Origin of the sequence: Nocardia nova NBRC 15556, assembly GCF_001613005.1 — a bacterium.
Taxonomy (GTDB): Bacteria; Actinomycetota; Actinomycetes; order Mycobacteriales; family Mycobacteriaceae; genus Nocardia; species Nocardia nova.
In genome coordinates, this window is the sequence record NZ_BDBN01000049.1 from 32,938 (window position 1) to 54,953 (window position 22,016).

Below are 22,016 nucleotides of genomic sequence, written 5' to 3' on the forward strand. Positions count from 1 at the left end.
GTCAGTGTTCGGAGCCTGCCCGTATCGGTGCTTCGGCGCAGAGGCTGCGCAGATCGTGGAAGGCGCGGCAGAGATGCGCGTCCAGACCGTCGGCGGGGTCGTCGATCCAGGCGTGAACCGCGTATTGATAAGCGGCCCAGCCGGTTCGGGCGGCCAGGTCGGCCGGACCGGCGTCGATGCCACGGTGTCGCAGAGCCTCCGCCACGGCCTCGGTGAGCCACGCGTGTTTGGCCAGCTCGCGCTCGCGCAGCGCCGGGGTCGCCCCGATGACTTTCCATCGGGGATCGGAGAACGGGCGGTTGCGTTCCAGATTCCGGGCGGATTTCCGGAATGCGCACAGCAGTACCTCGAACGGGCTCAGGCCCTGAGGTGCTTCGGCGATCGCCTGCATCAGAGTGGTCCGCAGGTCGGCTTCGCCGTCGAAGAGCACCTCACGTTTGTCAGGGAAGTGCCGGAAGAACATGGCGCGCTCGAAGGCCGCCGCGGACCGGCTCGAATCATTGGGTGCCACACCGCATCCGGGCTCCCTGGACGACCTCGACAGTCTGCGGAGCGGCGCGGCAGCCGCCGACGGCGTCTTGCACATGGCTTACGGGGGCGACTACGCAGATCCGGATGACCTCATTCGCCGCGACTGCGGCGCGATCGAAGCACTCGGGCAGGCGCTGGCCGGCTCCGGCAAGCCCCCTGTCAGCACCTCGGGCACTCTGGTGACCAGGGCCGGGCGGGTCAGCACCGAGCAGGAGGCGCCGGACCCCGATTCGGTCGCCGCATTCCGCATTGCGGGCGAGCAGACCTGTTTGAGCTTTGCCGAGTGCGGGGTGCGGGCCGGCGTGGTACGACTCGCGCCGACCGTGCACGGCCCCGGCGACTACGGGTTCATTCCGGCTCTCGTCGCGGCCGCGCGCAGGTCAGGAGTCTCGGCCTACATCGGCGAGGGCGCAAATCGGTGGCCGGCGGTCCACCGCGCCGACGCCGCGGTCTTGTTCCGGTTGGCCCTCGAGAAGGCTCCCGCCGGCAGCGTGCTCCACGACGTCGGCGAAAGCGCTGTCACGATCAGAAGTGTCGCGGAGCAGATCGCGCACATGCTCGACATCCCCACCGCTTCCCTGACACTCGACCAGGCCGCCGCGCATCTCGGGAACCCCTTCCTGGCCCGATTCTTCTCCCTCGACGTCCCGGTCTCCAGCGACCACACCCGAGCGCTGCTGGGGTGGAAGCCTCACCACGCGACATTGCTCGACGACCTGCGGACCGGGGACTATTTCACCCCGGAGGCGAGCATCCGGGCCGACCGTGTGTGGCTGCCGCACGGTGCGCACGAGCACAGCTGACCCGTCTGTGTGAACCGGGGAGACGGCGAGGCCATCCTCATCCCAAGGTTTCCGACAAGGGGGTTCGAGCCTCGGCGAGTTTGCGGTAGTCCTCGAGGATGCGGCGAATGGAGGGAGTCACGCGCAGGTCGCTGCCCAGTGGCGCCCAGGTGTAGGCACTGTGCACGGACAGGCGGATGGGGTACGTGGCGGCCACGTCGACGGCGAAGTGCAGGCGGCGGACCGGTTTTCCGCCGGGCGAGAGATAGTCGAAAGAACCTACGTGGCAACGGATTCGGGTGACGTTCAGCCCGGTCTCGGTGGCGACGCCGCGGGCCACGGCCGCGTCCAGCGGTTCGCCGGGTTCGACGGTGGTGCCGGGAAGTTTGAGGGTGGCCTTGATGGGGCCGCTGTCGTCACGTTCCAGCAGCAGAACCTCCCCGCCGCGATCGATGATCGTGCCGATTCGTAGTGCGACACCGTCCTTTTCCGCGCTTTCGTACAGTTCGTCGAGCATGGATGTAGAGATCATCCGACTCACCAACCCTCGATCGGTGCACCACACGGGCAGTACAAGACGACCCATTATTACGGTAGACCGGAAGCAATGCGCGAAGGGCGGATTCGGTCGCCTTGGTGCGTCACGGCCGAACCGTTCGCGTGGTCGGTGCCTTCGGCGCGCTCGGGTTCCCGTCCGAGGGCCACGGGGCGGTCTCGACCCGGGACAAGCCGTTCGGAAGGACGGATTCGATGAACCATCGGTATTGCTCCGGGCGTGGGTCCCTCGTCGTAGAGTTCGAGAGGACGCTGGAACTCGCGCGCGTGGTGTGACCGGTCGAGCGAAAACAGGAGCGCAGGTGAATTTCGAGGAGTACCGCCGACACGACGCCACCGGTCTCGCGGAACTGGTCGCGAAGAAGGAGGTCACGGCCGCCGAACTGCTGGCATCAGCCCGGGAACGCGCCGCCGAGGTGAACCCGCGGATCAACGCGATCATCGCCGACGTCCCGTGCTCGGCCGACGCGGAGCGCACGGGAGCCTTCGCCGGTGTCCCGTTCCTCATCAAGGATCTCGGAATGGATTACGCCGGGCTCCCGTCCTCGCAGGGATCGCGGTCGTTGCGCACGACTGCGGCGACCGAGCACGCGACGATCGTTCAGCGGTGGCTCGACGCCGGCCTGATGATCTTCGGCAAGACGAACATGCCCGAGTTCGGCGCCAAGGCGATCACCGAGCCCGAGCTCTGGGGACCGACCCGAAATCCGTGGGACCTGTCGCGAACGCCGGGTGGGTCGTCGGGCGGTTCCGCGGCGGCGGTCGCGGCGGGCATCGTTCCCGCCGCCGGTGCGAACGACGGCGGCGGTTCGATCCGGATTCCGGCCGGTTGCTGCGGGCTCGTGGGTCTGAAACCGGGACGCGGGGTGACCCCCATGGGGCCGGCGACCGGAGAACTCATGCACGGTGCCGCTGTTCAAGGGGTCGTCACACGCTCGGTCCGCGACACCGCCGGGATGCTCGATGTCATCGCCGGCGGAGAATCGTGGGGTCCGTTTCAGCCGGCGGTGGCCGGGCCCTACCGCGACGCGGTAGGCCAGGATCCCGGCCGGCTCCGGATCGGCGTGCGGATCCCGACAGCCATTACGCCCGAACCCGACCCCGAGGCCTACGCGGCGGTCGAGGCGGCAACGCGAGTACTGACCGAGCTGGGTCACCAGGTGGAAATCCTGGAAGAGGCACCGTTCGACGACGCTGCCCTGGCCGGTGAGTTCTTGCTCACCTGGTTCGTCTACATCGCCTACGAGGTCGCCGACGCGCGCCGCATCTCCGGCTGCGGCAACGAGGGGTTCGAACGCGACACCCTGGTCATGGCGGCGTTGGGCAATGCGACCCGAGGCCCGGAGTACGTCGCCGCCGTCGAGGCCCGGCACGGCCATGCGCGTCGACTGACCGAGTACTTCCGGGCCCACGATCTGCTGCTGACGCCCACGATGGCCACCCCGCCGCCCAAGATCGGGGAGTTCGAATTGCCGAAGTCGCTCCAACGCGTGACCGACGCGATTCTCAAGACCCGTACCGCCGGCCTGCTCAAGCACACCTCGATCGTCGACGACTTGATCAACAGTAACCTGAGCTGGGTGCCCTACACCCAGCTCGCCAATATCACCGGCAGACCAGCGATCTCCCTGCCGCTGCACTGGACCGCCGACGGACTTCCCCTGGGGGTCCAACTCGTGGCCCCATTGGGCGGAGAATCGACACTGATCAAGATCGCCGCCCAGGTCGAGCAGGCGGCGCCGTGGTTCGACAAGGTCGCCGAACGGAGCCGGCTCCAGAGCTGAAACCGGCGCGCAGCGGTCGCCTGCTATCCGATGTGATCGATACCGGCCCACAGGTCGCAGTGGTGCTGTGCGGCGAAGGTGCCGGCGGGCCCGATGCGGTCGCTGCCGAGCTCGAGGGTGGTGTCGGCGGCGGCATGGGGCCACGGGGTCAGGGCCGGTGTTTCGGGATTTCCGGTGTGGGCGAATTGCGCCCAGCTGTCCTGAATATCGCGCGAAAGCCGGTCGGCCGCGGGCGGCAACGGAATGGGCAGGCCCATGAGCGAGGAGAAGACGTAGGGGACCTCGGCGCCGTGGAACGCGCCCGGCAGTAGCGGATTGGGTGGCAGGGGTGCGTCGTTGAACTGGTACCGCCACACCTGCGCGCCGCCGCGGCGGGCGGTCTCGGCGGTGAATTGTGCCGGGCAGGCGAAGAATCCGTCGGTGAGCACGCGTTCCTTGGCGGCCGCGGGCGTGGGATACGCCGAGATCGGGTAGCGCTGGAGTACGCGATCGGCGCTATCGCCGAACAGTTCTCGGGTCCACTGCGTGTAATCGGTTGCCGAGGGCGTGGTTCCGTGTCCGTAGTCGAGCAGTGCGATGAAGGTCGCGCCCTCGTCGGCATTGCTGCCCACAATCAGTGGGATGTCACGCGCCGCGCCGCCCGCCAGGGCGTTCTCGGGCGTGTCGGTCACCACGACCCCGTCGCGGATGGGTGTCCACGTGACGGCCATGGTGTTCAGTTGCGTGGTCGGAGAGTCGAGGAGCCGATCGACGGGCAATGTGCGCAGGCAGGCCAACCGGGTGGCGGGGTCGGCGCAGCCCAGGCTGGATGCGTAGTCGCCGGATCGCTGATAGGCAACCTGCGGGGTGGGTGGTGCGAGCGGACTTCGTGCGCACGAACCGCTTTCGACGATGGCTTTGGCGTAGAGGCCGCGCGCTGTCGGGGAGGCGAGTTGGGTGCAGACGCTCATGCCGCCGGCGGATTCACCGAACAGCGTGACGTTGCCGGGATCTCCGCCGAAGGCTGTCGCATTGTCGTGAATCCAGCGCAGCGCGGCCTGCTGATCGAGGGTGCCGTATGTCCCTGTCGCGCCGCCATTTTCGGCGGCCAGTTCGGGCAGGGCCAGAAAGCCGAAGGGCCCGACGCGATAGTTCGGGACCGCCACGATGACCTGTCCGTCGCGGACCAGGCGGGCGGGGGAGTCGTATTGGGCATTGGATCCGAGGACGAACGCGCCGCCGTAGAGCCACACCATCACCGGCAGCGCGGTGCCGGCGGGGTGTTCGGGCACGTAGAGGTCGATACTGAGGCAGTCTTCGCTCGACGGCTGCAACACCACTCCGGGCACGGGAGACGACTGCGGGCATTGCGGTCCGTGGGCGACCGCCGGGCGGACACCCGGCCAGGGCGGTGCGGGCTGCGGTGGCGCGAACCGGGCGGCTTGCGCGAACGGCACCCCGAGATATCGAACGACACCATCGGCGCGTACGCCGCGAATCTGCCCGCCGGTGACACCGACAACCGGCTCCGAACCGGCGTCCGGTGCGGCGTGGGCGGTCGGTGTCACCACCGCCATCGCTACCGCGGCGACGCTGATCAGTATCGAGGACAGCCACGGCGCTCGGGTGCGAGGGGCAGTGCGGATCGGCATGTGAAGCTCCCTGACTCCATTTAATTTTGCAGCAAAAGTACTGTAGGCGGGCGTCTTCGCCGCGCGCACCGTTTTCGTGAAAGCCAGGGTTGTCGCGCACGTATGCGTTTTCGGTTGCGCGGCAGTGATATTCGAAGATACTTTCAATGCAGAACCAAGTATGTCGCGTCCCCCACTTATCCTTTCCGCCGGGTCCGTACCGGCCGTGCGGGCAGAATATGGGGGTGGAAACCTCGGCCTCACCAACGGATCCGGTCTCGCGGGTGCCGGTGGACGCCCAACTCAGCGCGTTGCTCGGACCGCTGCGCCGGGCGGTCCTGCGTCGCACGCGAGCCGCCGAGGATCTGCCGGATCTCCCCGAAGCGCAGATCGAACTGCTCCGGCTCCTGGTGGCGACGGGCGGAGTCGCGCCGAGCCGGGCGGCCGCCGAATTGAACGTGGCACAGTCCACCATCAGCAATCTGCTGCGCACCATGACCGCGGACGACCTCGTCGAGCGGCTGCCGACACCGGGGGACGGGCGTGGGGCGATGCTCGTCGCGTCGGCGCGGGCGCGCGAGCTGCTGGATCGGTACGACCGCGCGAGCGCGGCGATGCTGCGCGAAACGCTGGCCCGGCTCTCCGCCGCCGATCGCCGGGCGGTGGAATCGGCGGTCCCCGCATTGCGGCGGCTGCTCGCGGAGCTCAGCGGTCAGCCGGGGTCACGGTGACGGTGTCGCCGCCCGGAGATTTCGTCGGAAGGCGCGTTCGATGAGGCCGCCCCATCCGCACGGCTGCGGGCGCGGATTCGCGATGGCCGAGAGTCGCTTCGAATTGTGACGGTTTGCTTACCGGTGGCGCCGCGTCCCCGCATCGCGCCGCGACCGTGGCCAGAATCTCGGTATGCGGATTCTGCTGACCGGAGCGGCCGGGTTTATCGGATCTCATGTGTGGCGCGCGTTGACCGATGCGGGGCACGAGGTGGTGGCGGTCGATGCGATGCTCAGTGCGGCGCACGGCGTCGAGGCCCGGCCGCCGGACGGGCTGCATCGCTTCGACGTGCGCGACCAGGACGCGCTCGACCGTGTGCTGCCGGGAATCGATGTGGTGTGCCATCAGGCCGCGGTGGTGGGTGCGGGGGTGACCGTTCAGGATGCGCCCGCCTACGCCAGTCACAACGATCTGGGAACGGCGGTACTGCTGGCAGCGATGGATCGGGCCGGTTGCCGCAGGCTGGTGCTGGCATCGTCGATGGTGGTGTACGGCGAAGGGCGTTATCGCACAGCCGATTCCGTGGCGGTGACCCCGTTGCCACGTCGGCGCGCAGACCTCGAGCGCGGTGTATTCGATCATCGCCACCCCGACACCGGTGCGCCACTGCACTGGGCGCCGGTGCCGGAGGATGCGACACTGGACCCGCGCAGCCTGTATGCCGCCAGCAAACTCGCGCAGGAGAACTATGCCGCGGCGTGGGCCACGGCCACCGGCTCGACGGTGACCGCACTGCGCTACCACAACGTCTACGGACCCGAGATGCCCAGGGATACACCGTATTCCGGTGTGGCCGCGATCTTCCGCTCGGCGCTCGAGGCGGGGGCGGCGCCGCGCGTATTCGAGGACGGCGCCCAGATGCGCGACTTCGTGCACGTGACCGATATCGCCGACGCCAACCGGCGGGCCGTGGAACAGCCGTTGGACCGGTTCACGGCGCTGAATATCGCATCGGGACATCCGATCAGCATCGGCGCGGTGGCCGCGATCCTCGCCCGTGCCCAGGGCGGCCCCGAGCCGGTGGTGACCGGCGAGTTCCGGCCGGGCGATGTGCGGCATATCGTCGCGGGACCGGATCGGGCCCGCGAACTGCTGGGCTTCACCGCGGCGATCGATCCCACGCAGGGGCTCACCGACTTCGCCACCGCTCCGTTGCGGGCCGCCGCCGGTGCGGGGGCGCCGCAGTGGCGGCACTGACGGCGACGCTCAGGACGACGAGATCGACAACCCGCGCTCGTGAGCGGGCGGCGACACCGCGGCACGGCCGGCACCGCCGAGCAGTGGCAGCCGAATGTCGAAGCGAGCGCCTCGTTCCCGGTTCGACGCGCTGATTTCGCCGTGGTGGACCGACACCAGACCGGCGGCGATCGCCAGGCCCATACCGCTACCTCCGCCCTCGGCCGCGGGCGAGCGCGCGGCGGTGCCGCGATATCCGGCCTCGAAAATGCGGGGGAGATCCGCCTCGGCGATGCCGGGACCGGTGTCGTCGATGCGCACCCAGGCGCCGGCGTGTGCGACCCCGGCCGAGATGTCGATACATCCGCCCGGCGGGGTGTGCGCGATCGCATTGGCCACGAGGTTGGTCAGCACCCGGGTCAGCGCCTGGTCGCTGCCGGCCACGGTGATCGCCGAATCCGGTTGCCGGGCAGACAGTTTCACTCCCGCACGCCCGGCGGCCGGCTCGGTGGCGGCGACCACCTCGTCGATGAGTTCGCGCAGATCCAGTGGTTCCAGGTGCAGGCGCAGGGCTCCGGCGTTGATCTTCGACATCTCGAACAGGTCGTCGACCATGCCCGACAATCGCGTGGTCTCACGCACCACCTGCCTGCCGTAGCGCTCGACATCTCCGGTCTGCGCGACCACGCCGTCGGCGAGCGCCTCGCCCATCGCCCGGATCCCGGCCAGCGGCGTGCGCAGATCGTGGCTGACCCACGCCACCAGTTCGCGCCGCGACGCCTCGGCGGCGCGCTCCTGATCGAGCATCTGTTTCTCCCAGACCAGCTGCCGTGCCTGCGCCCGGCCCAGGACGACCGCCGCGGGCACGGTCACCGCCGTGACCACGACGAGGACCACCGACATCTTGGCCAGCGCGTCGCTGAACATCAGACCGCTGACGGCGATGAAACCGCTGAGGGTGGCCAGCGTCGGGATCAGCACCAGAATCACCATCGACAGCCCGAGGGCCCGATTGCGAAAGGCGCGCAGCAGCACCGCTCCGAGCGCGACGACCGGCACCGACCCGGCCAGTGCCCATCCGACCAGTCCCGCAACATCATTCGGCACGATCGACTCCTGTCCCGATACCCCAGGCGTAGCCCCGCCCCCACACCGTCTCGATCCGGTGGGTATCGCCGAGTTTGGCACGCAAGCGTTTGACGTGCACCGTCACCGTCGACTGGTCGCCGAAATCCCAGCCCCACACCTGCGCGAGCAGTTCCGTCCGGCTGAACACGCGCCGCTGATTGGCCAGCAGGAAAGACAACAGGTCGAATTCGCGTGCCGTCAGCGATACCGGCCGCCCGGCGATATCCACCGTCCGGGCCGCCGGCCGCAGGCGGATCTCGCCGCTGCGCAGTACACCGGCCGTCGGCGCCGGTCCGTGGGTGCGGCGCAGCACCGACGCCACCCGCAGCGCCAGCTCGCGCGGACTGAACGGCTTGGTCAGGTAGTCGTCGGCGCCCGCTGTCAGCCCGAGCACGCGATCCTCCTCCTCGCCGAGGGCCGTGAGCATGATGATCGGTGTCTCGGGATGCTCGCCCTCGCGCACCGACCGGCACAACTCGATGCCGTCGGGCGCGGGCATCATCACGTCGAGAACGGCCAGATCGATGTCACCGCCGTCGAGGGCGCGTTCCGCCTGTACGCCGTCGGCGGCTTCGGTGACCTCCATGCCGTCGCGTTCGAGGTAGCGGCGGACCACCTCACGCACGACGGGATCGTCATCGGCGATCAAAATGCGCACCGCGCTCACCAATTCGTGAGAACGAGGTGGGCGAGCACCAGGGTGCCGACGGCCTGGACGGTCAGCCAGGCGCGCGCGGTGTGCGCCGGCAGGAAGGCGGTTCCGCCGATCACCCAGATGTCGAACGGCAGCCAGATCCGCTCGGTCTCGGCCTTGCTCAGGCCGCTGAGATCGGCGAGCAGAAGACCGGTCAGCGCGGCCAGAGCCAGCAGCGCCGCCGGGTCCGCGCGGGCACGCCAGCGCGCGAGCGCCGCCGCGGGGGCGGCGCGGATCTGCGTGGGTGCGGGAAGGTGCAGCGCACCCGGAAGCCGATGCAGCGCAGCGGCAGACGCCAATCCGATCGCACACACCGTCGCCGCCAGATTTCCCCAGATCCAGTAGGACGCGGGACGCGTCGTCGCGATGCCCTGGTAGTAGCGCTGCACCACCAGGTGATAACCCTCCAGCCACCAGAAGCCCGACAGCGTGAAGGCGGCGACGACCGCCAGCGCGCCCAGCACCGCGGGCCACACCGCTCGCACACCGCGCAGCAGTGCCACCGCCGCGGCCGGGACGGCCATCAGAACCAGTCCGTAGTTGAGATAGATGCCGAATCCGAACAGCATCCCGGAGACGAACAGGATCAGCGGACGTGGCCGCGCGCCGCCGAGTCCTACCGCGAGCGCGGCCACCGCCCAGGCGACCACTCCGGCGAAGAACGCGTCCGCCGAGACCGCCAGCCAGATCGCCGCGGGCGCGAGGGCGAGATACGGTGCGGCCGCCCGCGCCCTGCTTTCCGCGCCCAACGCCCGCATCGCCACCAGCACGGCCATCGACGCGCTGCAGCCGACTACCACGCACAGCGTGGAAGCCCATGCGCCGCCGCCCAACCCGATCCGGTCCATCCAGACGAACACCAGCAGTGCGCCCGGTGGATGACCGGACACGTGCGTGGTCCACGAATCGGGCTGATAGTCCAGGATGCGGGCGGAGAATCCGCGCAGCATCGCCGGAATGTCGTGCACTCCGCCGACCTCGTGCAGATACTCGTGCATCGTCGTGAGCCGGCCGGCGAATCCGCGCTGCCACCCGTCGACCATGGCGAGGGAGAACGCCCACGCGAGTGCGGTCACCCAAGTGGCCGGCAGCAGCCGTCGCCAGGTGAGCGTGGCGGCGAGCCGGGGGCCGTAGAGCACCACGGCGAAGGCGATCACGATCGCGGGGCCCGTACCCCAGCCGATATGTGGAAGCCAGGAGCCGAAGATCGGCGCCGCCGCGGCGTAGAGCGATTCGCGATAGTGCGGTGTGCTGATCCTCGGCACGAGGAAGGCGGCCGCCACCAGGATCGTCGCTGCTGCAGCGCAGGCGATATCGGCGCGCACGCCCGATACTCGCCGTGTCTGCGATGCGGTGCTGCTGCGGGTATCGCTCACCCGTTCACCGTAGGTCCCGTCGGTGCGACGCGGCGCGCACGCGATCGTGCCGTCATACTTTCGTCACCTGTGTCACCAGCTGTTTTTCGTCCGATCGGCCTTACGGTCGACACGTGACCCCAGTCGAAGCCAGTGGAGAGCTGACCGTGGTGATTCCCTGCCGGAACGAGGCCGACGCGCTACCGGGCGTCCTGGCGGCGGTCCCGACGGAGTATCGGGTCGTCGTCGTGGACAACGGTTCGACCGATGACACCGCCGCGGTGGCGCGTGCCGCGGGCGCGACGGTGGTCGTCGAATCCGTCCCGGGCTACGGCAGTGCGGTCCAAGCCGGGATCGCGGCCGCCACAACCGAACTGGTGGCGGTGCTCGACGGCGACGGTTCGATGGCGCCCGACGAATTGCCGCTGCTGGTGGCCGAATTGGGCCCCGATGTGACCATGGTGGCCGGGCGCCGCCGCCCGGTCCGGGGCGCCTGGCCGTGGCATGCGCGCCTGGGCAATTGGCTGCTGGCGCACTGGTTGCGGCGCCATTACGGGCTGCCCGTGCACGATCTGGCCGCGATGCGCGTGATCCGTCGCTCCGAGCTGGTGGCACTGGGCCCGCTGCATCCCCGGTCGGGATATCCGCTGGCCCTGCTGGCCGGCGCGGCGCGGGCCGGGTGGAAGGTGGTCGAACGTGATGTCACCTATCGGCCGCGCACCCACGGTGTGTCGAAAGTGTCCGGTTCGGTAATCGGGACGGTACGTGCCGCCCGCGACTTCTGGAGTGTGCGATGACTGTTCTGCCATTGACGCTGCTGGTGGTGGCGAAGGCGCCGGTCGCCGGATTCGCCAAGACCCGGCTGACCCCGCCGCTGGCTCCGGCCGAGGCGGCGGATCTGGCCGCCGCCGCGCTCCTGGACACCCTGGCCGCGGCGCGCGACTGCGGCGCGGCGCGAGGCGTGGTCGCGTGGACCGGCGATCTGGAGCGAGCCTGCCGCGCACGCGAAATAGGTTCGGCCCTGCGCGATTTCGATGTGGTCCCGCAGCGCGGCGACGGTTTCGGTGTGCGCCTGGCGAATGCGCACGCCGACGCGGCGCGATTCGGGCTGCCCGTTCTGCAGATCGGGATGGACACCCCGCAGGCAGGGCCGGCGCTGCTGGCCGAATGCGGGGCTCGGCTGCTGGCCGGCCCGGATGCGGTGCTGGGGCCGGCGGCCGACGGCGGCTGGTGGGCGCTGGGGCTGTGTGACGTGCGCCCGGCACGAGTCCTCGCGGAGGTGCCGATGTCCACCGATCGAACCGGTGCGCTCACTCGGGAGGCATTGCTGCGCAACGGCTGTCGCGTCGATATGCTGCGGGAACTCCACGATGTCGATCTGTACTCCGATATCGCCGAGGTCGCAGCGGGCTGCCAGGGCCTGTTCGCGGCGGCGGCCGGATCGGTGACGGCTCCGCACGCATGAGCGCCGAGCGCGGCCGAGGTCACCCGCCGTATACGGCATGGACCTCTTCGCACGCGGTGATGATTCGCCCGATCTGCTCGGCGGTGAGGGCGGCGTGCAGCGACAGCCGGATCAGCGACCTGCCCGCAGGGGTGGCGGGCGGACAGAACGGCGCGCCGAGGACACCGTGTGCTTCCAGGATCGCGCGCACCGCGCGACCGTCGGCTTCGGTTCCGGCGGGAACGGCGATGATGTGGCTGTCGACTCCCGCCATCTCGAAACCTGTGCGGGCGAGCGCTTTTCGGACGGTATGGGCGATCTCGCGCAGCCGGGCGCGGCGTCCGTCCTCGGCTCGGATCACCTCCAGGGTCGCGGACAGCCCGGCGATGTCGTGGGATCGCAGGCCCGAGGAGAAGATCGCAGGGTAGGACACCGAATCGAAATAGGGTGCGAACTCGGGGTCGAGCGCGGTCACCAGCCCGGCCCGGCCGACGAACGCCTTGGCCAGGCTGGCGGTGCGAAACGGCACGCGCCGGGTGAGCTCGAGCGCGACCACGGCACCCGCACCGTGCGGGCCGACGACGCCCAGCGAGTGCGATTCGTCGACCACGAGCAGAGAACCGGTCTCGTCGGCCACGTCGCACAGTGCCGCCAGGGGGCTGGGTGTGCCGGTGGTGTTGTCGATCGCGTCGACAGCGATGATGCCGGGGCCGTGGGCGCGGATCTGCGCCGCCAGCCGGGCGGGGTCGTTGTCCCCGAAGGTGTGCAGCGGCGCGGCCGCGGCCAGGGCCGCCTGTCGCCAGGACATGTGTGTGTTCTCCCCGACATGTATCGGAATGCCGGGCGCCGCAATGGCTTGCAACAACCCGATATTGGCCGCCCAGCCGGATTGGCACACCACCGCCGTAGCGCTGTATGTGTAGTCGGCCAGGCGACGCGCCAGAGGACCGGGTTCGGGCTCGATCGGGGTGAGCAGCGCCTCGCTCATGGCGGCTGTGATCCGCCTGTCGCCGGACAGCGCCAGATAGTCGCTCGTCGACAGTCCGATGTCGGTGGCGGCGGTGCCGGGGCCACGAAGAAACATCCGGGCTTCTCGCATCTGCGCCGCGTGGCCGCGGCCGATATGTTGCTGCACGCGTTCGGCGACTGTTGCCACCTCGGTCTCCTCGGTAGGTCGCGCTCGTCGGTGTGATTCGCCCTGCCTGGTCGGTGCCCGCCGCCACAGCCTGATGAGCGGGCGCCCCGAAGATCATCGCGCACTCGGAGGGTGAGGTGCCCCTCGATGCGATGACGAAACAATGACGTCATGATCTCGTCTCGTCGGGACGGGGTAGTAGTCGAACCCGTGCCTGCCGGTCGCGGCGGAAAATGGTTCGAAGGTTGTGATGTGTGTGATTTAGCATCGCCCGGTGGCGGATACGGTGAACCGGCAGTGGATTCTGCGGAGGCGGCCCGAAGGGGAGTTGCGGGAGGGTGATTTCGAGCTCGGAAGCGCTCCGATTCCGGTGCCGGGGCCTGGGGAGGCCTTGGTCAGGGTGCATCGACTGGGTATCGATCCCACTCAGCGTGGATGGCTCAACGATTCGGACAACTACATCGATGCGGTTCCGGTCGGCACGGTGATGCGGGGGAGCGGGGTAGGGCAGGTGGTGCGCTCGAACACCGCGAGCTATCCGGAGGGCAGCTGGGTCGCCGGTATGGTCGGCTGGCAGGATTACGTCGTCGCGTCCGACGGGGGTTTGTTCGGGCTGAACGTGGTGCCCGACGGTGTCGCCCCGACGCTGATGCTGAGCCTGTTCGGAGCGCCCGGCTTGACCGCGTACTTCGGTATGACGGATATCGGCCGGCCCGAGCCGGGCCGGACGGTGCTGGTGTCGGCTGCGGCCGGTGTGACCGGATCGATTGCGGGACAGATAGCGAAAGCCTTGGGCTGCACTGTCATCGGCATCGCAGGCGGTCCGGCCAAATGCACCTGGATCACCGACCGTGCGGGCCTGCATGCCGCCATCGATTACAAGAACGACGACGTCTCGGCCGGTTTGTCCCGCCTGGCCCCGGACGGTGTCGACGTCTTCTTCGACGGCGTCGGCGGCCGCGTTCTCGAGCATGGTCTGGCGCACTTGGCGCACGGCGCTCGTGTCGTTCTGGCCGGTGCGATCTCTTCCGGGTACAGCGGCGCGGACCCGCAGTACGGGCCGCGGAACTACATGCAGCTGGCCATGCGCCGGGCACGCATGGAAGGGTTCATCTTCCTCGACTATCTCGACCGCTTTCCCGAGGCGTTCGCGGCGCTGGGCGACTGGCACGACCGGGGCGAACTCACCATCGCCGAAACCGTGAGTATCGGCTTGGAATCCGCTCCCGGTGCACTGCGCGCTGTCTTCGAGGGCGGCAATCTCGGTAAGCAGTTGGTCGACATCGTGGAGTCCTGACCTATCGACCGCCGAGGACCGCGAGGCCGCTCCGGAAGGTGGGCCTACGTCAGGCCACGGATTATTCGAAGGCCGTCGGGCCGAGACCCATCCGCGCGATGGAACTCGGCCCGACGACGGTGCGTGCAGTCTCTACGCGGTGTGCATGGCCGCGGTTATCTTGCGGATCATTTCGGAGGTCACGGGGCTGGGGCGGCCGTGAGCCGCAGCGGCCTCGAGCGCCATTTCGACGGTGGTGCGGAAGTCGTCGGCCTGCGCGGGATCCTGCTGGGCAAGCACCGTCACCGCGGTGGTCAGCGCGGGCAGTACCTGGTCGGCGAGTTCGGCGACGGACTTTCCGCGCAACGTGATGTCCTTGGACTTCGCAGCCAGCAGATGTCCGACGGGTCCGGTCGCCGACATCAGCGCCACCGAGCCCGCGGTGGCGGCCTTGTGGGGCTTGTCGGAAGTAGCGGCGAGCAGAGAGACCGCGCCGTAGGCGGCGGTGCGCACGGTGAGCTGGTCCTGCTTGGTCGCAACGAGGGCGGTGGACATGGCGTACTCCTTCGAAAGATGTTGTGGCGGTTGCCCTACCGGTCTCGGTGGGGCTCGGCCTGTTCGATGGACTTACTTTGTCCGGTGCCGCTGACAGGGCCCTGATGCCGTTCTGACACCGACGCTGACACCGGACAGGTGGGCTGTACGCGCCGCTGACCGAAGGGGCCTGAATCGCATCGTCCAGGGCACGGTGGTCCGAGCCGCGGCCGGCACTGGATCTAGAGGTCGATGACGACCTTGCCCCGCACATGCCCTCCGGCTTGCAGTTCGGCCGCGCGGCGGATCTGCTCGATGGGGAAGCTCGCCGCGATCGGCACCCGGAGTTGTCCGGCCGCGACCGAGCGGGCCAACTCGTCCACCGCACCGGGTGCGGCGGTGGCGCCGTTGGCCGACGTTACGCCGTCGACTTGTGTGGCGATGAGGCTGATTCGGCTGTCGGGGACGCCGAGATCCCTTGCGGCGTCCACTGTTTCGGTCCCGTGCAGGTCGAGGGCGGCGGTGACACCGCCGGGGGCGAGGGCGCGGACCCGGTCGGCCAGGCCGTCGCCGTAGATGACCGGCTCGGCTCCGAGATCACGCAGGAAATCGGCCGATGTCGCCGATCCCGTCCCGATCACACGCGCTCCCGCCAGCCGGGCCAGTTGGACAGCGAACACGCCGACTCCGCCTCCCGCACCGCCGATCAGCACCGTGTCTCCCGGGCCGGGATTGACCACGGCGAGAGCCGCCGATGCCGTGCGGCCGGCGATCACAAGGGTGGCGGCGGTGCGATCGTCGACCTCGTCCGGGGTGCGATAGGCCTCGTTCGCCGCGATCGCTCCGCCCGCGTCGACCACCACGAAGTCGGCGACCGCGCGGGAGAGGGCAGCCCCGAACACCCGTTCGCCGGGCGCGAAGCCGCTCACCCCCTCGCCGACCTGGTCGACCACTCCCGCGTAATCGGTCCCGAATCCCGCCGGAAGGCTCAAACCGAACCGGGCGGCAGTGTCGGCGTCGACGATCATCTTCCAATCCATCGGGTTCAGGCCGGCCGCGGTGACCCGCACGCGAACCTGCCCCGGACCGGCCGACGGAGCCGGAATCTCACGGACTTCCAGAACTTCGGGGCTGCCGAACGACTCGAGCCGGACCGCCCTGCCCGTCAGCCGTCGATCGCTGTGTTCGTGCATGTATGCCTCTCTCATCGGGCCGAGGGAAGGTCTCGTCCGGACCGAAGAACGCACTGAAACGGACTATGCTCCGCTTACATGAACGACCGTAGCATAAACGGAGCGTGATCCGCTTTGAGTGAATCGGAGACGCGCGCGCCCCGCGCGGACGCAACCCGTAACCGTGACCAGTTGCTCGGGGTGGCGACCCGCATGTTCGCCTCGGGTGAGTCCGACGCGTCGCTGCGTGCGATCGCGCGCGAGGCCGGCGTCGGCATCGGCACGCTCTACCGGCACTTCCCGACCCGCGAGTCGCTGGTCGACGCGGTCTACCGGGGTCAGGTCGTGCGGCTGACGACCGGAGCCCGCGAACTGCTCGGCCAACTGCCCCCGGCCGCGGCGATGCGGCAGTGGATGGACTTGTTCGGCGACTGGATCGCGACCAAGAACGGGATGCTCGACACGCTGGTGGCGATGATCGAGGCGGGCGAGATCGCCCACGCCCAAACCCGAACCGAGCTACTGGCGGCCATCACCATGATTCTCGACGCCGGCCACGCGGCGGGCGACCTTCGCTGCGACGCCACCGCCGAAGACATCGCCGCCATGCTCGTCGGAATCTTCACCGTCACCCCGAGGCCCACCCATGAAGCCATGGCGAGCCGGCTACTGAACCTCCTGATGGACGGCCTCCGCCCCGCCGCCCAGCCGGCCTGAGCCCGGGTGGGGACGGTCGACCGGCCAATTAATCCCGCGTGACCGGGCGCAGGGCCGACGGCACCGTCGCGCAAGCGGAAGGTCAACCCGCCCAGACTGTTTCGCGTCGCCCCGCCCGCGTGCGACGCGGCGTGACTTCGAGTTCCGTGCGAATATGAACCCGCGCCGTGCCGCTCGGCCCGCTCGATCCGCCGGCTGACGAGCTGATCAGGCGACGACGTAGCGGATTGCGCTCTCGCACAATCGTTTTCCTGCGCGCCATATCCGAGCCGGCACGGCGTTGACTCCGCTGTGCACCTACGTCGACGCAGAACCGATGCGGGCGACGTATTTGCCCACACCCTGTCCGGATTCCAGCAGGTCGTGTCCGGCAATCACCTCGTCCAGCGACGCCAGTTCGGTGACCGGGAGCGACAGTGTGCCCTCGGCGAGGTAGTCCAGCACCCGGCGGGTAGCGGCGGCGACCTTCGCCGGCGCACCGGCGACGAGGCCGCGGTGGCTGAAACCGGTCAGGGTGAGGTTGCCGCCAAGCAGGCGACCGAAGGGCGGGAGCGGGGCGGGTGCGCCGCCACCTGCGTTGCCGAACAAGACAATTCGGCCGGTGGGGCGGGTGACCTCGAGATCCAGATCGAGTGCCTCGGTGCCGAGCGGGTCGAGCACGAGGTCCACTCCGCGGCCATCGGTCGCCGCGCGGATCTCCTCGGCCAGGCCGTCGCCGCGGACGAGGACGGTGTCGTAGCCGGGCACCGACCGGCCGGCGCGGCTCACTGTGCCCAGGAGGCGGCCGCCACCGAGCAGCGGCACCAGTTGTGCCACCGCGCCGCCGATACCGCCGGCGGCGGAATGCACCAGAACCGTATCCCCGGCGGTGAAGCGGCCGGCCTCGGTGAGCAGCAGCAGAGCGGTCGCCAGGCCGAGTGGGGTGGCGGCGGCCGAGCTCAACGGGACAGCGTCCGGTACCGGGACGGTGAGTTCCGCTCGCGCCGTGGCGATCTCGGCAAAACCTCCGCCGCCGAGCGCGACGGCCGCGACCCGATCGCCGACGGCCGGTCCGGTGACTTCGGCACCCACTTCGCGCACAGTGCCCGCGATTTCCAATCCGGGGCGGTAGGGCCACGACGAGGCGTAGCCCGCATCGCCTCGGCGAGCCATCACGTCCATGAAGTTCACGCCCGCGTAGGCAACGTCGATGGTCACCTCGCCCGCTGCGGGTCGCGGCGGGTCCACCTCGCGGATCTCCGACTTCTCCGCACCGCCGGGGGCGGTCATCACCAGGGCTCGCATCGTCACTCCCAATACTTCACTGCCGTCGATCGCGATGGGAATCAACCCCACGCCGCGGAGGTACATTCCTGGCGACCGAGCCGCCGAGCGCGGCCACCGACGCCATGATGATTGTCCATTCCCGCGGAGAGCCGGCCTTCCCACCGGTAGAGACTTCGGTCCAACTCGCCGCCGCTCCGACCTGCTACACGAAAAGCCCTGCGTAAGACATGCTCTTATCTATGTCGCAGACGAAGCGCACCGTCGGGGAGCTACGCAGTCAGGCATGGTGGGACAACTCGGGAAACCGGGAGATGACGGCTCTCTATCTCGAGCGGTTCCTGAATTTCGGTCTCACCCGGGCAGAGCTTCAGTCGGGCCGGCCGATCATCGGAATCGCTCAGACGGGTAATGATCTGGTTCCCTGCAATCGGCACCATCTCGCCCTCGCCGACCGGATCAAGGCGGGCGTCCGCGATGGCGGCGGCATTCCGTTCGAATTCCCCGTTCATCCGTTGCAGGAGACGGGAAAGCGTCCCACCGCGGCGCTGGATCGGAACCTGGCGTATCTCGGACTGGTCGAGGTGCTCTACGGATATCCACTCGACGGAGTGGTTCTGACGACGGGCTGCGACAAGACCACGCCCGCCTGTCTGAGCGCCGCGGCGACGGTCAATATCCCGGCGATCGTCCTGTCCGGAGGGCCTATGCTCAATGGCTATCATCGCGGCATGCGGACCGGGTCGGGTCAGGTGATCTGGCAGTCGAAGCGGCTGTTGGCCGCCGGGCAGATCGACTACGACGAATATCTGACGCGAGTGACCGCCTCCGCGCCCAGCATCGGCCATTGCAACACCATGGGCACCGCACTGTCGATGAACAGTTTGGCCGAGGCGCTGGGAATGTCGTTGCCCGGCTGCGCGGCGATACCGGCTCCCTACAACGAGCGGGCGCAGATGGCCTACGCCACCGGCCTTCGGGCTGTCACGTTGGTCCGAGAGGATCTGACTCCCCGCAAGATCATGACCCTGCGGGCCTTCGAGAACGCGATCGTTGTCGCATCGGCCATCGCGGCCTCGACCAACGCGCCCATCCACATCAACGCGATTGCCCGTCACGTCGGTGTGGAGTTGTCCAACCGGGACTGGCAGCGCGTCGGACGCGACATTCCCGTGCTGGTGAATCTGGCTCCCGCAGGGGAGTTCCTCGGCGAGGACTTCTACCGCGCCGGCGGTGTCCCGGCAGTCATGCGGTCGCTGCTGGAGCGGGACACCTGCATGGGGACGCCGTAACCGTCTCGGGGCGAACCGTGGCGGAGAACTTGGAGGACGTCCCGCCCGCCGACCCGGCGGTCATTCGCCCACTCGACGACCCGGTCACCGCAAACGGCGGACTACTCGTCATGGCCGGGAACCTGTTCGACTCGGCGATCATGAAGACATCGGTCCTCACCGACAACTTCCGGGCCCGCGGTTCGCACCCCGACGATCCGTCGGCGTTCGACTTTCGCGCCATCGTGTTCGACGGGCCGGAGGACTACCACGCTCGCATCGAAGACCCGGAGCTGGGCATCGACCGGGACTGCATCCTTGTCATCCGCTATACCGGGCCCGTCGGATATCCGGGCTCGGGCGAGGTCGTGAACATGGAGCTTCCCGCCGCGCTGATCCAACGAGGCATCACCGCGCTGCCCACCCTCGGAGACGGTCGCCAGAGCGGCACATCGGACGCGCCGTCCATCCTCAACGCCAGCCCGGAGGCCGCGGTCGGCGGGAATCTCGCCATCCTGCGCACCGGTGATCGGATCCGTGTCGATCTGGACAACGCGCGGGTCGACGTCCTCCTGTCGGAGGAGGAGATCACCGCGCGGTGGGCCGACTACACACGACCGGAACTGGAAAACCAGACACCGTGGCAGGAGATCTACCGGGCCACGGTCGGCCAACTGGACAGCGGCGGCTGCCTCGAGCTTGCCGTGGCGTACCAGGACCTCGTCCACACCAAGGGGATTCCTCGTGACTCACACTGACTCCGGCGAAACGATCCTGATCGCCGACTTCGACTTCGGCGATGTGGATATCGAACGCGCAATCATCGAGGGGGCCGGTCTGCGGCTGGTTGCCGCGCAGTGCAAGAGCGAGGACGAGGTGATCGAGGCGGGCCGCGAGGCCGGCGGCGTCCTGACTCAGTACGCGCGGGTCGGATCGCGCGCGATCAGCGCGATGACCCGGTGCCGGGTGATCGCCCGCTACGGCACCGGAGTGGACATCGTCGATGTCGACGCCGCGACCCGCCACGGAATACAGGTCACGAACGCGCCGAACGAATGGTGTGCCGAAGAGGTCGCCGATCATGCGGTCGCGCTGTGGCTCGCGTCCGCCCGCAAGATCTGCCGGTACGACCGGGCGACCCGGCAGGGCGAATGGCATTGGAAGACCGGGGAGCCCATCCACAGATTGCGGGGTCAGGTGCTGGGCCTGCTGTCCTTCGGGGCGATCGCACGGCTCATCGCCGAACGCGCGAAAGCCTTCGGCGTAGAGGTCTGGGCATACGACCCCTTCGCCGACCAGTCCGAGATCCGAGCAGCTCAGGTCCGGCCGATGTCGTTCGACGACCTCGTGGCAGGTGCCGACTACGTCATCGTCCAAACGCCGCTCACTCCGCAGACCCACCACACCTTCGACCGTGCGACGCTGCGCAGGATGAAATCGACTGCCATCCTTGTGAATACAGCACGCGGACCGATCGTGGAGGACGCGGCGCTGCATCAGGCGCTCACCGAAGGATGGATCGCCGGCGCGGCACTGGACGACCTCGAGGAGGAGCCCGCGAAACAGCGCGAATGGCGCCCGACCAACCCCCTCCTCGAACTACCCAACATCATCGTCACACCCCACGCCGCCTACTACTCCGAGGAAGCTGTCAGAACGGTGCGGGCCATCGCCGCGGAAGAGGCCGTCCGGGTTCTGACCGGGAAACCGGCGCGATACCCGGTCAACGACCTACCGCCCGGCGCCGGGCGGAACGAAGTTCGGAGGTGACAAGCCCGACGGACTGCCGAACCGAAAGGCTCTCACACAGAGGGTATTTCAGCATCAACTTGCCGGAGTCGCGGTCGACGGCCGTACGTTCACAGTCCCACTCGAACAGTCCGGGTCAGTCCGCGCTCGGCGTCGGAATCGGCGTACGGGCGTTGATGGCCTCGGCTATTTCGGCCGCTTCGGCGAGAGCAGTCGGTTGCCGCTAGTTCGTGTGTCCAACCTGCCATGCTCGGGTCAGGGTCTGATGCAGCAGTCTTTTGTGTTCGCGTACCGCGCGCGTGTCGGTCCGTCGTGGGTGCAGGGCTTCGGCCACCAGATGCAGGAACCTGCGCCGATCGGTGCCGAAGGCCACGAGCAACTCCTCCCCGCTGGAGCCGCCGAAGGGCGCCCATCGAACGGCGAAGGCGACCAGTGTCTTTTCGGGGGCGCTCAGCAGGCCCGCTCGTGCCATCAGATCGCAGCGGCGCAGCGAGGACCGCACCCACGCGGCGTCGCATTCCGTGCCGCGGTCTGCCGCGTCACCGGGCGACTCGCGAAGCTGTTCCTTGGGCGCGGTGTCGATCGTGAAGACCGGGAAGCGGTCGTATTTGGGCCGGGCCTCGAAGCGCACCCGCACCGGGTGGTCGGAGGAGGTCGGGAGGTCGCCTTCGACGGTGGCGTAGATGCGTGGTCCCTCGTCGAGTTCGACGATGGCGATCGTCAGCGGGACGACCTCGGCATGCGGTGCGCCTATGCTGCGGTGCACCAGCCGGTAGGACACGAGCGAGCCGCGGCCGGACGATGGGGTCCACTCCATGTTCCGGGTACGGCACGCGGCGCATTCCGCAGTGGTCGGCGCGTGCATTCCGTCGCATTGCCTGCAGCGTCGAACCATCAGAGAGTCGCCGGTGCGGGTGTGGTAGCCGCTCGGTGTCTGTGTGTGCTGGACCATCGCAAACCTCGAAGGTGATATCGGGATCCCCCGCATTCACAGCTTCGTTTCCGGGCGTGTCTCGCGCGACGGTAGAACTACCCGGAACATACCTATTTTTCGACCGGGGAGCCCGCT

General features: G+C 68.7%; 22 protein-coding genes. 11 read left to right on the top strand and 11 right to left on the bottom strand.

The annotated features are described in order from the left end of the window. Position 1 precedes the first annotated feature (1 nt). Entirely contained in the window at positions 2-430 is a 429-nt protein-coding gene (locus NN2_RS20055; protein ID WP_156511379.1) for an acyl-CoA-like ligand-binding transcription factor, read from the bottom strand. Between the two features lie 31 nt (positions 431-461). Between NN2_RS20055 and NN2_RS20060 the strand changes: the two genes are divergently transcribed. Further along, a complete protein-coding gene (locus NN2_RS20060; RefSeq protein ID WP_174554994.1) occupies positions 462-1,334 on the top strand; it encodes an SDR family oxidoreductase in 873 nt (290 codons plus the stop codon). 37 nt (positions 1,335-1,371) lie between these two features. On the opposite strand, the gene NN2_RS20065 is transcribed toward NN2_RS20060, so the two are convergent. Next, the gene (locus NN2_RS20065) at positions 1,372-1,845 is read right to left on the bottom strand and encodes an NUDIX hydrolase (RefSeq protein ID WP_063910817.1); all 474 of its coding nucleotides are present in this window, start codon (positions 1,843-1,845) and stop codon (positions 1,372-1,374) included. Positions 1,846-2,170: 325 nt separating this feature from the next. Between NN2_RS20065 and NN2_RS20070 the strand changes: the two genes are divergently transcribed. Then, on the top strand, positions 2,171-3,652 hold the full coding sequence (locus NN2_RS20070; RefSeq protein WP_063015458.1) for an amidase: 1,482 nt from the start codon (positions 2,171-2,173) through the stop codon (positions 3,650-3,652). A 23-nt stretch (positions 3,653-3,675) separates the two neighbouring features. Here the strand turns inward: NN2_RS20070 and NN2_RS20075 are convergent, their stop codons facing one another. Next, entirely contained in the window at positions 3,676-5,283 is a 1,608-nt protein-coding gene (locus NN2_RS20075; RefSeq protein WP_082857126.1) for a carboxylesterase/lipase family protein, read from the bottom strand. Between the two features lie 224 nt (positions 5,284-5,507). Between NN2_RS20075 and NN2_RS20080 the strand changes: the two genes are divergently transcribed. Continuing rightward, a complete protein-coding gene (locus NN2_RS20080) occupies positions 5,508-5,993 on the top strand; it encodes a MarR family winged helix-turn-helix transcriptional regulator (protein WP_197516560.1) in 486 nt (161 codons plus the stop codon). Positions 5,994-6,165: 172 nt separating this feature from the next. Beyond that, positions 6,166-7,230 (top strand): NAD-dependent epimerase/dehydratase family protein, encoded by a 1,065-nt coding sequence (locus tag NN2_RS20085; RefSeq protein WP_063015460.1) that lies wholly within the window; start codon positions 6,166-6,168, stop codon positions 7,228-7,230. A 9-nt stretch (positions 7,231-7,239) separates the two neighbouring features. Here the strand turns inward: NN2_RS20085 and NN2_RS20090 are convergent, their stop codons facing one another. Genes NN2_RS20090 through NN2_RS37275 form a run of 3 tightly spaced genes read right to left on the bottom strand, consistent with a single transcriptional unit; the run spans position 7,240 to position 10,407 of the window. Next, positions 7,240-8,316, bottom strand: a complete 1,077-nt coding sequence (locus tag NN2_RS20090) for a sensor histidine kinase (RefSeq protein WP_082857128.1) — start codon at positions 8,314-8,316, stop codon at positions 7,240-7,242. Continuing rightward, entirely contained in the window at positions 8,306-8,995 is a 690-nt protein-coding gene (locus NN2_RS37270) for a response regulator transcription factor (RefSeq protein ID WP_063015477.1), read from the bottom strand. Before NN2_RS37270 ends, NN2_RS20090 begins: the two co-directional genes overlap by 11 nt. Before the next feature lie 5 nt (positions 8,996-9,000). Continuing rightward, a complete protein-coding gene (locus NN2_RS37275) occupies positions 9,001-10,407 on the bottom strand; it encodes a hypothetical protein (protein WP_439955859.1) in 1,407 nt (468 codons plus the stop codon). 113 nt (positions 10,408-10,520) lie between these two features. Between NN2_RS37275 and NN2_RS20105 the strand changes: the two genes are divergently transcribed. Together NN2_RS20105 and NN2_RS20110 are read left to right on the top strand one after the other, a co-directional pair. Then, on the top strand, positions 10,521-11,183 hold the full coding sequence (locus NN2_RS20105) for a glycosyltransferase family 2 protein (protein WP_227462922.1): 663 nt from the start codon (positions 10,521-10,523) through the stop codon (positions 11,181-11,183). Continuing rightward, positions 11,180-11,851, top strand: coding sequence for a TIGR04282 family arsenosugar biosynthesis glycosyltransferase (locus tag NN2_RS20110; RefSeq protein WP_063015462.1), 672 nt, complete (start codon positions 11,180-11,182; stop codon positions 11,849-11,851). The genes NN2_RS20105 and NN2_RS20110 overlap by 4 nt, the downstream gene beginning before the upstream one ends. Before the next feature lie 19 nt (positions 11,852-11,870). Here NN2_RS20110 and NN2_RS20115 read toward each other — a convergent pair whose 3' ends face one another. Beyond that, entirely contained in the window at positions 11,871-12,986 is a 1,116-nt protein-coding gene (locus tag NN2_RS20115) for an aminotransferase class I/II-fold pyridoxal phosphate-dependent enzyme (protein ID WP_063015463.1), read from the bottom strand. Positions 12,987-13,239: 253 nt separating this feature from the next. On the opposite strand from NN2_RS20115, the gene NN2_RS20120 reads away from it, so the two are divergent. Next, the gene (locus NN2_RS20120; RefSeq protein WP_063015464.1) at positions 13,240-14,262 is read left to right on the top strand and encodes an NADP-dependent oxidoreductase; all 1,023 of its coding nucleotides are present in this window, start codon (positions 13,240-13,242) and stop codon (positions 14,260-14,262) included. A 132-nt stretch (positions 14,263-14,394) separates the two neighbouring features. On the opposite strand, the gene NN2_RS20125 is transcribed toward NN2_RS20120, so the two are convergent. Both NN2_RS20125 and NN2_RS20130 read right to left on the bottom strand, forming a co-directional pair. Continuing rightward, complete coding sequence (locus tag NN2_RS20125) at positions 14,395-14,796, bottom strand: hypothetical protein (RefSeq protein ID WP_063015465.1); 402 nt, start codon at positions 14,794-14,796, stop codon at positions 14,395-14,397. A 221-nt stretch (positions 14,797-15,017) separates the two neighbouring features. Continuing rightward, on the bottom strand, positions 15,018-15,983 hold the full coding sequence (locus tag NN2_RS20130) for an NADP-dependent oxidoreductase (protein WP_245658785.1): 966 nt from the start codon (positions 15,981-15,983) through the stop codon (positions 15,018-15,020). 99 nt (positions 15,984-16,082) lie between these two features. On the opposite strand from NN2_RS20130, the gene NN2_RS20135 reads away from it, so the two are divergent. Next, entirely contained in the window at positions 16,083-16,664 is a 582-nt protein-coding gene (locus NN2_RS20135; RefSeq protein ID WP_063015467.1) for a TetR/AcrR family transcriptional regulator, read from the top strand. Between the two features lie 297 nt (positions 16,665-16,961). Here the strand turns inward: NN2_RS20135 and NN2_RS20140 are convergent, their stop codons facing one another. After that, positions 16,962-17,999, bottom strand: coding sequence for a quinone oxidoreductase family protein (locus NN2_RS20140; RefSeq protein WP_218022040.1), 1,038 nt, complete (start codon positions 17,997-17,999; stop codon positions 16,962-16,964). A 170-nt stretch (positions 18,000-18,169) separates the two neighbouring features. Between NN2_RS20140 and NN2_RS39215 the strand changes: the two genes are divergently transcribed. The 3 genes from NN2_RS39215 to NN2_RS20150 are packed head-to-tail and all read left to right on the top strand — an operon-like array spanning position 18,170 to position 20,968. Further along, the gene (locus NN2_RS39215) at positions 18,170-19,219 is read left to right on the top strand and encodes a dihydroxy-acid dehydratase domain-containing protein (RefSeq protein ID WP_218022041.1); all 1,050 of its coding nucleotides are present in this window, start codon (positions 18,170-18,172) and stop codon (positions 19,217-19,219) included. A 17-nt stretch (positions 19,220-19,236) separates the two neighbouring features. Then, positions 19,237-19,956, top strand: a complete 720-nt coding sequence (locus NN2_RS39220) for an IlvD/Edd family dehydratase (RefSeq protein ID WP_218022042.1) — start codon at positions 19,237-19,239, stop codon at positions 19,954-19,956. Continuing rightward, positions 19,943-20,968 carry a C-terminal binding protein gene (locus NN2_RS20150; protein ID WP_063015468.1) on the top strand — a complete coding sequence of 342 codons (1,026 nt, stop codon included), beginning with the start codon at positions 19,943-19,945 and terminating at the stop codon, positions 20,966-20,968. Before NN2_RS39220 ends, NN2_RS20150 begins: the two co-directional genes overlap by 14 nt. A gap of 202 nt (positions 20,969-21,170) precedes the next feature. Here the strand turns inward: NN2_RS20150 and NN2_RS36430 are convergent, their stop codons facing one another. Next, positions 21,171-21,935 (bottom strand): Zn-ribbon domain-containing OB-fold protein, encoded by a 765-nt coding sequence (locus tag NN2_RS36430; protein WP_082857129.1) that lies wholly within the window; start codon positions 21,933-21,935, stop codon positions 21,171-21,173. Between the last annotated feature and the right edge of the window lie 81 nt (positions 21,936-22,016).